This window comes from Kitasatospora sp. NPDC092948 (genome assembly GCF_044754805.1).
GTDB lineage: Bacteria > Actinomycetota > Actinomycetes > Streptomycetales > Streptomycetaceae > Kitasatospora.
Genome location: NZ_JBIVPU010000001.1, coordinates 642,790 through 657,606, shown reverse-complemented (window position 1 = coordinate 657,606; position 14,817 = coordinate 642,790). Strand labels below are relative to the sequence as shown.

General features: G+C 75.0%; 8 protein-coding genes. 2 read left to right on the top strand and 6 right to left on the bottom strand.

Features of this window, described 5'->3' with window-relative positions:
- Window positions 1–2 precede the first annotated feature (2 nt).
- The 3 genes from ACIQF6_RS02435 to ACIQF6_RS02425 all read right to left on the bottom strand — a co-directional run bounded on the left by ACIQF6_RS02435 (window position 3) and on the right by ACIQF6_RS02425 (window position 6,601).
- A complete protein-coding gene (locus ACIQF6_RS02435) occupies window positions 3–2,993 on the bottom strand; it encodes a helix-turn-helix transcriptional regulator (protein ID WP_400889159.1) in 2,991 nt (996 codons plus the stop codon).
- A gap of 56 nt (window positions 2,994–3,049) precedes the next feature.
- Window positions 3,050–3,286: a hypothetical protein gene (locus ACIQF6_RS02430; RefSeq protein ID WP_400889156.1), complete on the bottom strand. Its 237-nt coding sequence runs from the start codon at window positions 3,284–3,286 to the stop codon at window positions 3,050–3,052.
- Between the two features lie 120 nt (window positions 3,287–3,406).
- On the bottom strand, window positions 3,407–6,601 hold the full coding sequence (locus tag ACIQF6_RS02425) for a type 2 lanthipeptide synthetase LanM family protein (protein ID WP_400889153.1): 3,195 nt from the start codon (window positions 6,599–6,601) through the stop codon (window positions 3,407–3,409).
- 173 nt (window positions 6,602–6,774) lie between these two features.
- On the opposite strand from ACIQF6_RS02425, the gene ACIQF6_RS02420 reads away from it, so the two are divergent.
- Window positions 6,775–7,590 (top strand): BTAD domain-containing putative transcriptional regulator, encoded by an 816-nt coding sequence (locus ACIQF6_RS02420; RefSeq protein ID WP_400889150.1) that lies wholly within the window; start codon window positions 6,775–6,777, stop codon window positions 7,588–7,590.
- Window positions 7,591–7,640: 50 nt separating this feature from the next.
- On the opposite strand, the gene ACIQF6_RS02415 is transcribed toward ACIQF6_RS02420, so the two are convergent.
- Together ACIQF6_RS02415 and lanKC are read right to left on the bottom strand one after the other, a co-directional pair.
- On the bottom strand, window positions 7,641–8,936 hold the full coding sequence (locus ACIQF6_RS02415; RefSeq protein ID WP_400889147.1) for an MFS transporter: 1,296 nt from the start codon (window positions 8,934–8,936) through the stop codon (window positions 7,641–7,643).
- Window positions 8,933–11,671: a class III lanthionine synthetase LanKC gene (gene lanKC / locus ACIQF6_RS02410; protein WP_400889144.1), complete on the bottom strand. Its 2,739-nt coding sequence runs from the start codon at window positions 11,669–11,671 to the stop codon at window positions 8,933–8,935. Before lanKC ends, ACIQF6_RS02415 begins: the two co-directional genes overlap by 4 nt.
- Before the next feature lie 969 nt (window positions 11,672–12,640).
- Here lanKC and ACIQF6_RS02405 point away from each other — a divergent pair.
- Window positions 12,641–13,288 carry a hypothetical protein gene (locus ACIQF6_RS02405; protein WP_400889141.1) on the top strand — a complete coding sequence of 216 codons (648 nt, stop codon included), beginning with the start codon at window positions 12,641–12,643 and terminating at the stop codon, window positions 13,286–13,288.
- A 74-nt stretch (window positions 13,289–13,362) separates the two neighbouring features.
- On the opposite strand, the gene lpdA is transcribed toward ACIQF6_RS02405, so the two are convergent.
- On the bottom strand, window positions 13,363–14,769 hold the full coding sequence (gene lpdA / locus ACIQF6_RS02400; RefSeq protein WP_400889138.1) for a dihydrolipoyl dehydrogenase: 1,407 nt from the start codon (window positions 14,767–14,769) through the stop codon (window positions 13,363–13,365).
- Window positions 14,770–14,817 lie beyond the last annotated feature (48 nt).

The window sequence follows — 14,817 nt, the reverse complement described above, 5'->3', positions numbered from 1 at the left end:
TGTCAGGCGGAGGTGTTGCGGGCCGCCCAGTCCGCGAGGGCCGTCCGGTTCGGCTGGCCGGCCTTCTCCAGCAGGCTGGCCACGTGCTTCTCCACCGTCCGCGGCGAGATGCTGAGCCGGGCGGCGATGTCCTGGTTGCCGAGCCGCTGCGCGACCAGCAGCATCACCTCGTACTCCCGCACCGTCACCCGCCGTTCGCGCAGCGGCTCGGGGACCTGCTCGGTGCCGGTGCGCCGCTGCGGGACGCCGGCCCCGGCCTCGCGCAGCAGGCGGCGGCAGGCCGCTCCGACGGCCGGCACGCCGGCCCGGTGGAAGTAGTCCTCGGCGCTGCGCAGCCACCCCACCGGTTCGCCCCAGCCGTCGGCGAGCGCGGCCTCCGCGACCAGCCGCAGCCCCAGGTGACGGGCCATCGCGAACGGGCGGGCCGCCCGGGCGGCCTCCGCGACGGCCTCGGCGGCGGCGTCGGCCTGCCCGGCCCGGCCCAGGTGGACGGCGTGCGCGAGCCGTTCGAACTGCCGGTTCCAGGCCAGCCCGGCGGCGTGGTCGGCGGCGGTCCGGGCGTGCTCCTCGGCGGACTCGGCGCCGGCCAGCGCGCGCAGCAGCGGGTGCAGGCCGTGTGCGCCGTTGAGGTAGAAGACCGACGGGTACCGGTCCTCCCAGCGGCGGGCCAGGTCGAACTCGTCGAGGGCCAGCGCCCGGTCCTCCTCCAACAGGGCGCACACCGCCCGGCAGTTGCCGTAGGCGAGCGGCAGTTGCAGCGACTCCGCGCCGTCCCACCGGTCGAACTCGGCCAGCACGTCGGCCATTTCGGACCGGCGCCCCTGGTGGGCGGCCACCATCGCGCGGGTCACCAGCAGGAACTGGTGGTGGTCGACGTTGCGGAGTCGGCCGCTGGCCTCCAGGCCCTGGTCGGTGAGCGTGCGGGCCCGGGCGTAGTCGCCGCGCAGCACGGCGTGCATGGCGAGCGTCGACTCGGCGGAGCGGACCAGGTCGAGCGCGCCCAGGTCGAGCGCGGCCCGGTGCGCCCGCTCCAGTTGGACGGACTCGCCGACCTGCATGAATTCGTTGACGCCGAGCCGCAGTTGGGCGTCCACCTGCCAGCCGGGGAGGTGGTGCCGGGCGGCCAGGTCGAGCAGCCGCCGCAGGCAGGCGTCGGCCCGGTCGAAGCCGTGCCGGCGCTCCAGCAGGGCGAGCAACTGCCAGGCCTGGCAGGCGATTTCGGCCAGGCCGGCGGCCTCGGCCCGTTCGGCGGCGCGGCGGGCCAGTCGCTCGGCGGCGGCGGTCCGCAGCTCGCCGTCCGGCACCCCGCCCTGGGCGGTTGCGAGGTCCGGTGCGGGGCTGCCGACGCCGGCCAGGGCGAGGTGGGCCTCCACCACCTCGAGGGCGCAGGTCCGTTCGGGGCCGGCCGTCGGGCCGAGCAGGGTGCGGACCAGGGCGGCCTGTTCGGCCGCGTCCGCGAGGCGGCCGGCGGTGACGGCGGCCCGGGCCAGCCGCAGGTGCAGGGCGGCGGTGCGGTCGTCGCCGAGCGCGGCCGGGCCGCCCAGCGGGAGCGTCCGGGCGAGGTCGCAGGCCTGGTCGAACCGGCCGCTGTCGGCGAGGGCGTGCACCAGCTGCTCGCGGATCGCGCTGGTGGCGGCCGTGGCGGCGCCGTCCCCGCCGACCAGTTCCAGGGCGCGTTCCAGCAGCGCGACGGCGGACTCGGTCGCCCCGCCCAGCCGGGCCTCCTCGGCGGCCTCGGCGAACAGCCGGGCGGCGGCCTCCGGTTCGCCCGCGGACTGGCGCAGTACGGCCACCAACTGCCTCCACTCGCCCGGCAGTCCGGGGTAGGCGCGTTCCACCTCGCCGGCCGCGCGCCGGGCGATCGCGGCCCGCTCGGCGGGCAGCAGGTCGGCCAGCAGCGCGTCCGCGACCATCGCGTGCCGGAACTCGTACCGGTCGGCGACCGGCCCGCTGGGCGACAGCAGCCGGGCGTCGATCCCGGCCCGCAGGTGGATCAGCAGGCTGCGGTCGTCCAGCCCGGTGACCAGTTGCAGCACCGGCAGGGCGAAGCGCCGTCCCAGCACCGCGGCGACGTTGAGCATCTCCCGGCCGGCCGGGTCGATCCGGGCGGCTCGCTGCACGACGCTGCGCACCACCGTGGTGGGCACCCCGGTGGCGACGTCGCCGAACACCTCCCACCCCCGCACCGGGTCGCGGCGCAGCGCCCCGGCGGTGACCATTCCGCTCAGCAACTCCTCGATCACGAAGGGGTTTCCGCCGGCGTCCCGGACCACCCGCTCGACCACGGCGGCGGGCAGCGCGCCGGGGGCGGCGGACAGGCAGGCGGCGGCGAGTTCGGCGGTCTGCGAGTCGTCGAGCGGGACGAGGTCGAGCCGTCGGGCCTGTCGGCGGGCGGCCGCGTCGAGTGCCAGGTCGAGGGCGGGGCAGGGGTGTTGACGCAGGGTGGCGACCAGCAGGACCGGGAGGCCGTCGAGGTTGTCGATCACGTAGTCGAGCACGGCGAGGGTCTCCGCGTCCGCCTCGTGCAGGTCCTCGACGATCAGCAGGCAGCCGCGCGGCGGCCGGTCCGGGTCCTCCCGGCCGACCGCGCCGAGGAGTCGCAGCAGCGCCTCGGCGATGTCGGTCAACGAGGGTGGGGTGGCCGGGCGTTGCTCGACCCGCCAGTCCGGGACCAGGGCCGCCAGGGCGGACCGGTACGGCGTGAGCGCCGGGTCCTGCGGCGGGCCGCTCACCCGGAACAGCGACAGCAGTGCCTCGGCTATCGGCCGGAACGGCACCGGTGCGCCGGCGCTGCTGCCCCGGCCGCGCAGGACCGCCATCCCGTCCGCGACCGCCCGGTAGGCGCAGTCGGCGGTCAGCCGGGTCTTGCCGATGCCGGCTTCGCCGCCGACGAACACCGCGCGTCCCCGCCCCCGGCGGGCGTCGATCAACCCGTCGAGCAGGACCCGCAGTTCCTCGGCACGACCCACGACATAAGGGGAGGAGGTGAGCATTGACGCAGGCTAACCGCCCGTGCCGTCACCGGGCCATGGGCCCTTTTGCACTGTTGTCAGTTCTCGGTGAACGAGATGGAGGTGAGGGTGCTCCAGTCGGCCGTGCCCTCGATGCCGCCGTCGGACGCCCCGAGCTTCGGCGTCACGAAGCCCGACAGCGCCAACGCCCGTCGCACGCGCGGCAGTTCGACTCGGCCGAGGGAGGGGGTGATCTCCCCGGCGGGGTGGGCCGCCCGGTCGTCGGCACACGCCTCGGGGTTCTTCCACAGGGCGACGAGGGTCGAGGTGGTCATGGTGGTCCTCCTGAAGGAAATGGGGGGATGCGGCAGGCGGTCCGAGGGCGGCCGGCCGTGCGGAACGGACGGCCGACGGATGACCGGGCCGGGGGTGGGTCGGTGGAGCGGGGGGTGCGGCTACCCGCGGGGCGGTTCCAGCAGCAGGACGCAGGGAACGTCGGCGGGGTGGGCGAGGCGGAGCAGTGTGTGGCCGATGCCGGCGAGGCCGGCGAGCAGGGCCGGGGTGGGGATCGCCGCGGGTGTGGCGCAGCGCGGGCCGGAGTGGTCGAGGTCGCCGAGCAGGACGGCGGCGCGGGTGGCGGCGCCGGTGGGCCGGCCGGTGAGCAGGAGCTCCAGGGCGGCGCTGTCGCCGTGCAGCAGGCTGTGGTCCGCGGCGGGTCCGGCCGGTGGCGGCGAGGACACCGTGTCGGGCGTGTGGGCGGCGGCCAGGCGGGCCGCGGGGCCGAGCGTCCCGATGGGGCCGGGCGCGGGCAACTGCACGGTGCGGCCGGTGGCCGCGTAGCGGTGCAGGGCCCAGCGCCGGTGGGCGGCTCCGTCCGGGGTCGGGTCGGGGGTGGCGGCGAGCCGTCGGGCGCAGCGGTCGGCGGTGGCGGCGGCCTCCGGGTCGCCGGTGATCCGGTGGACCGCGAGCATCGCGGCCAGGCAGCCGGCGTCGCCGGAGAGCAACTGGCTGTCGGGGTGCGGGTCTTCGGGCGGTGCGGTGCGGGCGGCCAGGGCGGTGAGCCGGACGGCCGTCGCGGTGGCCTCGCCGAGTCCGTCGGCGCCGCCGAGCAGCGTGTCGAGTCGGGCGAGCCCGTAGGCGATGCCGCCGAGGCCGGTGAATCCGCCCGCGCCGACGGCGTCCACCTGGGCGGGGTCGGCGGCGAGCGCGGCGAGCAGCGCGGGCAGCGGCCGGACGGCGCGGCGGGCGGTCTCGGCGTAGCGGGCGGTGCCGGTGAGGGCGGCCAGTTGGGCGAGGAACAGCGCGGTGCCGAGGTAGCCGCCGTCGAGGGCCGCGCCCTGCGGCATCAGGGCCCACTGGCGGTCGGTGATCGGTTCCAGGGTGAGCCAGTTGACGCGGTGCCGGTCGCCGTGGGCGCGGGCCAGGATGCGGTCGGCGAGGTCGCAGGCGGCGGCCACCAGCCGGTCCGGGTCGGGGGCGACCGGCGGGTGCGGCCGGTCGTCGGGCGTGCCGGGGACGGTGCCGGTCCCGCCGGCGCGGGTGGCCAGGGCCGCCCGGACGATCCACTCCTGGTCGTACAGGTCGGTGCGGTCGAGCGCGGCGAACCGCCGCCTGGTGCGGTCGAGTCCGCTGTCGGCGGGGGTCGGGCCGTAGCGGCGGCCGTCGGCGTGCAGGCGTCCGTCGCCGACCGCGGTGGTGAACAACGGGACGTCTCCGCGCCAGAGTTCGTCGCGTTCGGCGGCGACCAGCGGGCGGCGCCGGGGGTCGTCGGCGGACTCCCGCCAGAGCAGGCCGAGCAGCCGGTCGCGGTCGAGGCCGTCGCGCAGCGCGTCGGGGTGGGTGGACTCCTCCAGCAGGGTCGCGTACCGCCGGGTGGGGCGGACCACGACGCGCACGGTGTCGGCCGCGAAGCTCTCCAACAGCCCGCCGGGGGCGGCGAGTCGGGGGGCGGCGTCGGCGAGCGCCCGGTAGCCGGCCCGGAATCCGGCGACCAGCGCCTCGGTGTACTCCTGCGGGTCGACGTCCTGCCCGTCGAGCCGGGGACGGTTGGCGGCGCGCCGCAGGTGGCCCTGGGCGCGCACCAGCCGCATCCGGTCGGTGCCGGCCTCCGCCCAGCCCGGGACGGGCGTGGGCAGGGGGGCGCCGTCGTCGCCGCCGATCCCCGACACGTCGAGCGCGCCGTGTTCGCCGAACAGCGGGAACGGCAGCAGCGAGATCCGGTGCACGGACTCGCCGAGCACCCGCAACGCCGGGTCGCCGCCGAGCGGTTCGGCCGGCCCGTGCTCGGGGTGGAACAGCGTCTCCAGGTCGACCAGGACGGGCTGGTCACCGGCCGCGATCAGGTTCTCGTAGTGGATGTCGGTGCCGCCGAGCACGTGCAGCAGCGCCAGTTGCATGCCGAGGCGGCGGTAGAAGCGTTCGACGCCGCGCCGGTCCGCGCACGGCCCGGGCTCGACGAACTCCAGCCAGCCGTAGGCGTCCCGGTCGAGGGCGGCGAGGGTGCGCAGCGCGGTGTTCGGGACCGCTTCGCCGAGCAGCCGCAGCAGCCGGTTCCAGTGCCGGTGGACGCCGAGCGGGCGCGGCTTGTACACCGCGCTCCGTCCGTCGGCGAACCGCAGGACGGCCACCGTCCGGCCGTGCGCGTGCCGGTCGCCCGCGCCGGCCCGGACCCCAACCAGCCGGCCCGGGTCGACGCCGTCGAACAGTTCCCCGACCAGGGCCGCCCGGTCGGCGGTGAACCGGCCGGCCAGTTCGGCCCAGGCGGCCGTCGTGTCCTCGCAGCAGTGCGCCAACAGCCGTGCCAGCACCGGGTATTCGGCGGCCAGTGCGGCCAGCCGCCCGGGGGTCGCGGCCTGCCGGACGAAGTCGGCGAACCGTTCCGCGCCGCTCGTCCCGTGCAGCGCGCCGCCGACCCGGGAGACGTTCAGTTCCAGCACCAGGGTCCGGCTGGCGATCCGCACCAGTCGGGACGTCAGGCTCTGCTCGAAGTCCGCTTCCAGGGCGGACAGTTCGGCGTGCTCTTTGACGGCCTGCCAGTTCGGGTCGGCGCGCAGCGCACCCAGGGCGGCGGCGGTGAACGGGGCCAGCACGGCCGTGAACCCGTCCGCCCCCGACCGCGGCTCGTCGCCGGAGGTGTCCGGGTCGACGGGCGCGGCGGCCACCGCGCGCCGGACGAAGGCCGCCCAGTCGGGCTGCTCCCCGGTCCGCGCCGCCAGGCGGTCCGCCGGCTCGGCCAGCAGCGCCCGCAGCCGGTCCCGGTCCGCGCCCAGATCGTCCAGCCACTCGTCCAGGCGTCCGTCGAACTCCCGCTCCCAGGCGGCGAGTCGGCGGTCCGCGGACCCCGTCCGCGCCGCGTCGGCCGCCGGGGCCTGGGCCTCGGCCTCGGCGAGCACGAAGCCGGACACGAGCCCGGCCACGGAGCCGGACACGGAACCGGACACGAGCCCGGCCACGGAGGCGGCCGCGGAACCGGCCGCGGCATCCGGGGCGGCTACCGCCGCGGGGCCGGCCGCGGGGCGCGGCAGCCGCTCGGCGGCCGGGCCGCCGGTCGGGCCGCCGGCCGCGCCGGTCAGGCGTTCGGTCAGGGTCAACGCCGGTGCCCACCAGGCGCCTTCACCCTGCCGGCCCCAGGTGGCTGTGGAATCGGTCATGGTGAAGAGCATGGCCGCCGGGCTGCCCCCACTACATGGGGGCCGGCCCCCATATTCCGGCGGCGGGACCGGCGGTCCCCCGGGGGTGGGGGGTGGGGGCATGGGGGCGCGTTGCGGAATACGGGGGTCCGTCCCAATGGGCCGGGAGGGGCGGGCGCCGCCAGGCTCAGCACATGGATGCGACCACGACAGAGACGACGGTGCAGGTTCTCGGCCCGATGGCCGCCACGACCGACGGGGCGCGGGTGCGGCTCGGCGGGCCCCGTCCGCGCGCAGTGCTGGCCGTACTGGCCGCCGCGGGCGGTGCGGTCGTCCCCGAGCAGGACCTGATAGACGCCGTCTGGGAGGACCGCCTTCCGGCCAGACCCCGGCACGCCCTGCACACCTGCGTGGCCGATCTGCGCCGCGCCCTGGAGCCCCACCGCCCGGCCGGGCGGGAGTCCTCCGTGCTGCGCCACGAGCCCGGCGGCTACCGCCTGCGGCTCGCCCCGGACGCACTCGACGCCCGTCGGTTCGCCGCCCTCGTCGAACGCGCCGGGATCTCCGCCCGCACCCACCCGGCGGAGGCGCTCGCCGCGGCTGACCTGGCGCTGTCGCTGTGGCGCGGCCCGGCCTACGCCGACCTCGCGCACCTGGTGTTCCTCGACGCGGAGCGCTGGCGGCTGACCGAACTGCGCTGCGCCGCACGGGAGATCCGGGCCTCCGCGCTGCTCACCCTGGACGCCCACCAGCTGGCCGTCACCGAGTGCGCGCTGCTCACCACCGAGGCCCCGCTGCGCGAGTCCGGCTGGGCGCTGCGCGCCCGCACCCTGTACCGCAGCGGCCGCCAGGCCGAGGCGGCGGCCGTCCTGCACACCGCCCGTCGTACCCTGCGCGACGAACTGGGCGTCCACCCCGGCCCGGAACTCGCCCATCTCACCCGGCGCATCCTGATCCACGACCCGACGCTCTCCGCCGAACTGCACGGGTCGGCGAAGCAGCCGGCCTGACCGACCCCGACTCCGGGCCCCGGCCGCCGACCTGGCGGTCGGGGCGGTCGTCATGACACCGGTGCGGGCGCCGCACCCCGGCGGCCCGCCGGGACGAGCACCTTTCCCTCCAGCCTGACGTCCAGGCTCCGCCGTCCCGCCAGGACCGCTGCCAGCACCAGGCCGAACAGTCCGGCCACCACGCCCAACGCCGCGCCGGTGCCCCCGAATTGGAGCAGCGCGCCGGCGGCCAGCGGGGCGAGCGGCTGGAGCGCGCCGCCGATGAACGACGTGGTGCCGCTGACCCGGCCGTAGACGTCGTAGTCGACGACCAGCATGGTGGTGGTGCCGAGCGCCGCGCCGACCACGGGGGCGAGTAGCAGGACGGGCGCGAGGGCGACCGCGGGGCCGAGCCGGCCGGCGCTCAGGCCGACGGCGACGGCGGCGAGCAGCCGCACGGCGGCCGTGCCGGCCATGATCCGCCACAGGCCGTAGCGGCGGTGCGCGCCCGCGGCGAACAGTGAGCCGACGAGTCCGCAGACGGCGGCGGCGCTGAACGCGAGACCGGTGCCGCCGCCGGCAGCGCCGGGGCGCAGCAGCAGGACGTACATCAGCATCGAGACCGCGAGGTTGCCGGGCACCGAGTAGGCGAGGGACGCCCGCAGGAACGGGGTGCGGCGGATGACCGCGATGCCTTCGCGCAGTCGGGGCCAGCCGCGGGCCGACGGGCCGTCACCGGCGCCGGACGGCAGGCCCCGTACGCAGGCCAGCGAGACCAGGTAGCTGACGGCGTCCGCGACGAAGGGCACCGCCCGGGCCACGCCGAACAGGGCGCCGCCGGCGGCGGGGCCGACGATCGAGGCGCTGTAGCCGCGGGCCTGGTTGGCGGCGACCGCCTCGGGCAGCTGGTCGGCGGGGACGATGGTGCGCAGCATCTTCCCGGCGGCGGGCCCGAACGCGGTGACCGCGGTGCCGGAGACGACGGTGGTGACGGCGAGCAGCCACAGCGGCGGGCCGCCGCCGAACGTGGTGACGGCGACGGCGGTGACGGCGGCGAGTCGGGCGGTGTCGCAGGCGAGCATCAGCCGGCGCGGCGGGATCCGGTCGGCGAGCTGCCCGCACGGGGCGGCGGACAGCCAGGTGGTCACGAAGCCCAGGGTGGCGAGCAGGCTGGCCTTCGCGGGCGATCCGGTGACCGCGACCGCCAGCAGAGGCACCGCCAACACGCTCATGGAGCTGCCGAGTTCGGAGGTGAACTGGCCGATCCAGAGCCGGCGGAACATCGGGTTCGCCCCGACCAGCCGGAACCGGCGCAGCCAGCGCCGGTCCCGGGCCGGTCGGACGTCGGGCGCAACGTCGGTGGTCACGGCAGCAGTCCGTCCACGGTGAAGTGGAAGTCGGTGCGGGTGCCGGGGCGGGCGTGCCGCAGCCGGTCGAGGAAGAGCGCGATGCCGATCGAGCCGGTGGCCAGGTCGCAGCTCTCCCGCAGGGCCTGTTCGCCGGGGAAGCCGATCCCCCCGGGCGTCTCGCCGTCGCGTTCGATCCGGCTGAGCAGGATGCCGTCGGCGACTCGTCGGGCCTCGTCCAACCAGCGCTGTTCGCCGAGCAGTTCGCCCGCGTCGAGCAGGGTGTTGCCGAGTCCGGCGAGGCCGTGTGCGAGGTGCGGGAAGACGGCGTAGTGGCGGGCCGAGTCGCGCAGCAGGTCGTCGGCGACGGCGGCGAGTTGCTCGTCGGGCCGGGCGGCGAGGTAGCGGACCACGGCGGCCGAGACGCCGGCGGTGCCTTCGTCCCAGTAGTTGCGCAGGATGGTGCGGCCTTCGGCGGGGCCGGCGTGGGACGGGAAGCCGAGGGTGCCGCCGGGGAGGGTGCCGGCGTGCGCGAGGTCGTGGCCGAGGGAGGCGCGGCCGAGCGTGTACCAGCGTTCCTCGCCGGTCGCGAGGTGCAGGTAGAGCAGGAACAGGGCGATGCCGCTGCCGCCGTAGCCGTGGCCGAGCCGGGTGCGCAGGCGGTCCTCGCCGGCGGTGGCCTGGGGCCAGTGCGGGCCGTCGGGGCCGTGGACGGCGGTGGCGGCGAGGTGTTCGCCGTCGGCGACGGCGTCGGCGAGCAGCTCGGGGGCGTCCTGGCGGTGCCACAGGTGCAGGGCGGCGAGGCCGTGGCCGGCGGTGCCGTGCAGGACGCCGGGCAGGGCGTGCCGCAGCGGGTGGCGGCGGGCGGCGGCCATCAGCGAGCGGGCGACGGCGCCTTCGCCGAGCGCGTCGAACGCCCAGGCCAGGCCGGACTGGCCGAGGTACAGGCCGGGCGGGTAGGCGGCCTGGTTGACGTCCTTGGCGAGCGCCCAGCCGAGCAGCCGGTCGGGCACGCTGCCGCGCAGCCGGTGCAGGCCGTACAGGACGCCGGTGGCGCCGTAAGCGAGGGAGAGCGGGTTGGTCTGGTGGACCAGCGGGTTGCTGGGGAACAGCCGGTCGGCGCGCTGCGGGTCGGCGGCGGCCTCGATCTCGGCGGCGATGCCCTCGACGGTGGCGGCGAGGTCGGCGTCCCGCAGCCCGGGCCGGGCCTCGGTGTCGCGGTAGCGGCGGGCGGCGGGCTCGGAGAGCGGGACGGGGGACGTCCACAGCGTCGGGTCGTCGAACGGCAGCGCGTCGATCCGCTTCCTGATCTCGTCCGGGTCGAAGTCGCCGTCGACGGCGTCCGGGTCGGTCAAGTCGCGTATCAGTGCGGAGAGTTCGGCGGGCAGTGCGAGGTCTTCGGCGAGCGCGTCCAGGAACCGGTCCTGGGCGGGGCGGTGGAAGCCGACGATGTTGTTGACCACCATGACCGAGGAGAAGATCAGCGCGCCGAGGCAGTGCCAGTCGTTGGCCCGGTCGTAGTGGTTGGTGGCACGCAGCCGGGGGCTGGCCAGGCCGATGGTGTGCACGCCGAGGTGCGGGTCGACGCCTTCGCGGACGGCGGCCTCCAGGTCGAGCAGCACGGCCCGGCCGTCCTTGGTGAGGTGCACGTTGGTGTACGAGAGGTCGCCGAGCAGGATGCCGCGGGCGTGGGCGGCGGCGACGGCCTCGGCGATCTGCCGCCACTGGTCGCGCTGCGTGCGGTAGTAGGCGCGGAGGCTGTCGCCGTCCAGCTTGCCGGTGATCACCGGGTTGGTGGCGATGCCGTTGCGGCTGTAGTGCGGGCCGTCGATGTACTCCTCGACCAGGAAGGCGTGGCCGCCTTCGTGGAAGAAGTCCAGCGGCCGCACGAAGTACCCGGTGTCGGCGAGCTCCGACAGCACCTGGTACTCCTTCTCCAGCACTTCGACGGCCGACCGTCCGGGCCGCCCGACCAGCACGCCCGGGCGGGCTTCCTTGAGCACCACCTGCGCGCCGGTCTCCCGGTCGTCGGCCAGGTAGACGCCGCCGCGGTTGCCGAACATCAGCGCGGAGGTGGGCAGGTAGCGCCCGTTGAGCGCGCTCCCCTCCTCGGCCTCCTCGGGCGGGAACGGGTCGGTGACCCAGGCCGGCGTCTCGAAGTACGGGTTGCGGACGTCGGGGACGAGCGTGCCGTCGGGGGTGGCGATCATCAGGTCGCTGATGCCGTCGGGGCGCAGCCGCTTGATCGCGGCGAAGCCGCCGTAGCGGTAGTAGACGGCCGTCGAACCGGGCCAGCGCCGGTCGGAGAGGATGTACGGGCCGCCGCGGCCTTCCAGGGCTTCGGCCAACTCCTTGCCCACCGCATGGAATTCGGCGTCGTCGGCCGGGTAGACGGTGATGAACTTGCCGCTGGCGGTCCGGGAGAAGTTCTTGCCGCTGGTCAGCTCGACCGACCACGGGTCGATCAGGAACTTGAACGACACCCCGTGCGCGAACAGCACCGGCAGGGCGAGCCGCAGCACCTCCTCGCTCTCCCCCGCCGCCGCGGTGACGTGCAGCTTCCACCCCTGCGCCGGGGTGTTGCGGCCGGGCGGGTCGGCGATGAACCACAGGCCTCGCCGGCGGGTGCCCCAGCCGTCCGGGACGAGTTCACGGAACGCCGCGAGGTGCTGCGGGTCGGGGCGGTGGCGTTCGGCGGTCTCGTACCAGCGCCGGTCGAACTGCAGGTAGTACTGGAGCGATTGCCAGGAGAGCACGGGCGTTTCCCTTCCGGACGGGCGGTGCGAGGAGAAGGACAGGCCCCGACGGCAGCGCTCCGCCGGGGCCCAGCAGACCTCTGTGGGTCAGCAGCTGTGCGAGTCGCAGGACGAGAGGCTGATGGACTCCTGGTCCTCGATCGGGCCGCCGGCGACGACGACGATCTTCTGCAGGTTCAGGACGTTCGCCATGGTGTGCTCCTTCGGGTGTGTGTTCCGTCCGCCCGGCCGATCGGCCGGCGCGGTGGGGTGCGGTGCGATGGAGTGCGGTGCGGTGCGGTGCGGCGGCGGTGCGCCGCCGAGGCCGGGAGGCCTCTTCGGGTCAGCAGCTGTAGGAGTCGCAGGACGAGATGCTGATGGAATCCTCGGTCTTGCCGCCCCCATTGCCCTCGACGACGACGATCTTCTGCAGGTTCAGAACCTTCGCCATGGTGTGCTCCTTCGGGTGTGTTCGGTCCGCCCGGCCGGACGGCCGGCGCGGTGGCCCGGCGGCGTACCGCCGGATTTCAGGAGACCTCTGCGGGTCAGCAGCTGTGCGAGTCGCAGGACGAGATGCTGATGGACTCCTGGGGCTCGCCCACGTGGCCCTCGAGGACGACGATCTTCTGCAGGTCCAGGACCTTCGCCATGGTGTGCTCCTTCGGGTGTGTTCGGTCCGCCCGGCCGGACGGCCGGCGCGGTGGCCCGGCGGCGTACCGCCGGAGTTCAGGAGACGCCTGCGGCTCAGCAGCTGTGCGAGTCGCAGGACGAGATGCTCCACGACTCGTCCTTCTCGCTCGGGTCGCCCTCGGCGGTGACCATCTTCTGCAGGTTCAGGACGTTGGCCATGGTGCACTCCTCGGTGTTCGTCTCCTCCGCCCGTCCGGTCGGCCGGTGCGGTGTGAGTCCAGAACACCAGCGCGCGCTCCGAGACCGCTCCGAGACCGCTCCGAAGCCTCGACGACAGTGCCGCGTGGCAGACTCCGCGCCATGAACATCCCTGCGGTGCACCACAGTTGGAATGACTGCGTGGCGCTCTTCGAGAGCCGCGGCCTGCCCCTGAGCAGCTACCAGAACCTGTACAACGAGGGCTACGACGTCCACGCCGGCAGCCTGAGCGTCACCGGCCCGCTCGACCTGGACGCGACCGATCCGTACGGCACCGGGTTCGTCGTCGACGGCGACCTGGAGGTGACGGGCACGATCCTCAACGTGGACGACGGCTGCCCGGCGCTGGTCGTCCTCGGCGACCTGACCGCCGGCGCGATCCACCTGGAGGGCGACGCCAAGCTCCTGGTCCGCGGCACGGTCCGGGTCGGCGCGTTCGTCGGCCACATGACGGACAAGCTGGTGATGATCGGCGGTGATCTGCACGCCGGTGTGACCGTCCTGTCGGACGGCTTCTTCCCCGACCTGGTGGCCGGTGCGATGACCGGCCCGGTCATCGCCGAGCCGTACGCCGTCGCCGAGTTGGGCCACGACGTCGCCACTCCGGCCGCCGCCGAGGTCCTGGTCCCCGAGGTGCTTCGCGGCACCGACGAGGACGACGAGGACGGCTTCGACGCCCCGGGCGTCCACGGCGGCCGGCTCTTCGCCCGGCTGGAGGCGGGCCTCCCGGTGCTGCGTCAGCCCCTGTAACCGACAGAGCCCCGGCGCTCCCCGCGTCGGCGGAGGGCACCGGGGCAGCGGACGGCTCGCCCGGGGCGGCGGTCCTACATGTTGATCATGTGACCGGCGAGGCCGTGAATGGCCTCCTTGACGGCCTCGCCCAGCGTCGGGTGGGCGTGGATGTTGCGGCCGACCTCGTGGACGGTGAGGTCCCACTGCTGGGCCAGCGTCAGCTCCGGCAGCAGCTCGGTGACCTCGGGGCCGATCAGGTGCGCGCCGAGCAGCTCGCCGTGGGTGTTGTCGCAGATCACCTTGACGAAGCCGACCGGCTGGCCGAGGCCGTGCGCCTTGCCGTTCGCGGTGAACGGGAACTTCTGCACCTTCACGTCGTAGCCCAGCTCGCGGGCCTGCGCCTCGGTCCAGCCGAACGACGCCACCTGCGGCTGGCAGTAGGTGGCGCGCGGGACCATCACGAAGTCGATCTCCATCGTCTCGGCCTTGGCGATGGTCTCGGCGGCGACCACCGCCATCGCCTCGGCCGCGTGCGCCAGCATCAGCTTCGCGGTGACGTCGCCGATCGCGAAGATGTGCTCGACGCTGGTGCGGCCCCGCCCGTCGACCGCGATCGCGCCGCGCTCGGTCAGCTGCACGCCGGTGACCTCCAGGCCGTAGCCCTGGGTGCGCGGCGCGAAGCCGATCGCCTGGAGCACCTTGTCGGCCTCCAGCACCTCCTGCTTGCCGTCCCGGGTGACGGTGACCTTGACCGGCTTGTTCGGGTCGGAGTCGTCGATCGCGTCGACCCGGGTGGAGGTCAGCACCTGGATGCCCAACTTGCGGTACTGCTTGGCGAGTTCGGCGGACACATCGGCGTCCTCCAGCGGCACCATGCGGTCCAGGAACTCGACGACGGTGACCTTGACGCCGTAGTTGTGCAGCACGTACGCGAACTCGACGCCGATCGCGCCGGCACCCGCGATGATGATCGACTCCGGCAGCTGCTCGGTGAGGATCTGCTCCTCGTAGGTGACGACCCGCTCGCTGAGCGAGGTGCCGGGCAGCAGCCGGGTGGTGGCGCCCGCGGCGATGATGCAGTGGTCGAAGGTGACCAGCTCGAAGCCGCCGCCGCGCAGCGCGACCTGAAGGGTGTGGTCGTCGACGAAGGTGCCCCAGCCGTCCAGCTCCGTGATGTTGTTCTTCTTCATCAGGTAGTGGACGCCCTTGACCCGGCCGTCGGCGACCTGCCGGGAGCGGCTGAACGCCTTGCCGTAGTCGAAGGAGACCTTGCCCTCGACCTGGATGCCGAAGAGGTCGGCCTCCTTCAGCACCGTGTGGGCGAGCTCCGCGTTGCGCAGCAGCGCCTTGGAGGGAATGCAGCCGACGTTCAGGCAGACGCCGCCCCAGTACTTGGCCTCGATCACGGCGGTGCGCAGACCGAGCTGGGCGGAGCGGACAGCGGCGGTGTAGCCGCCGGGGCCGGCGCCCAGGACGACCACGTCGTAGTGCGTGCTCATGTTCCTCGTTCCTCCGAAGACTCCGAAGACCGACGATGGCTTCGCGGC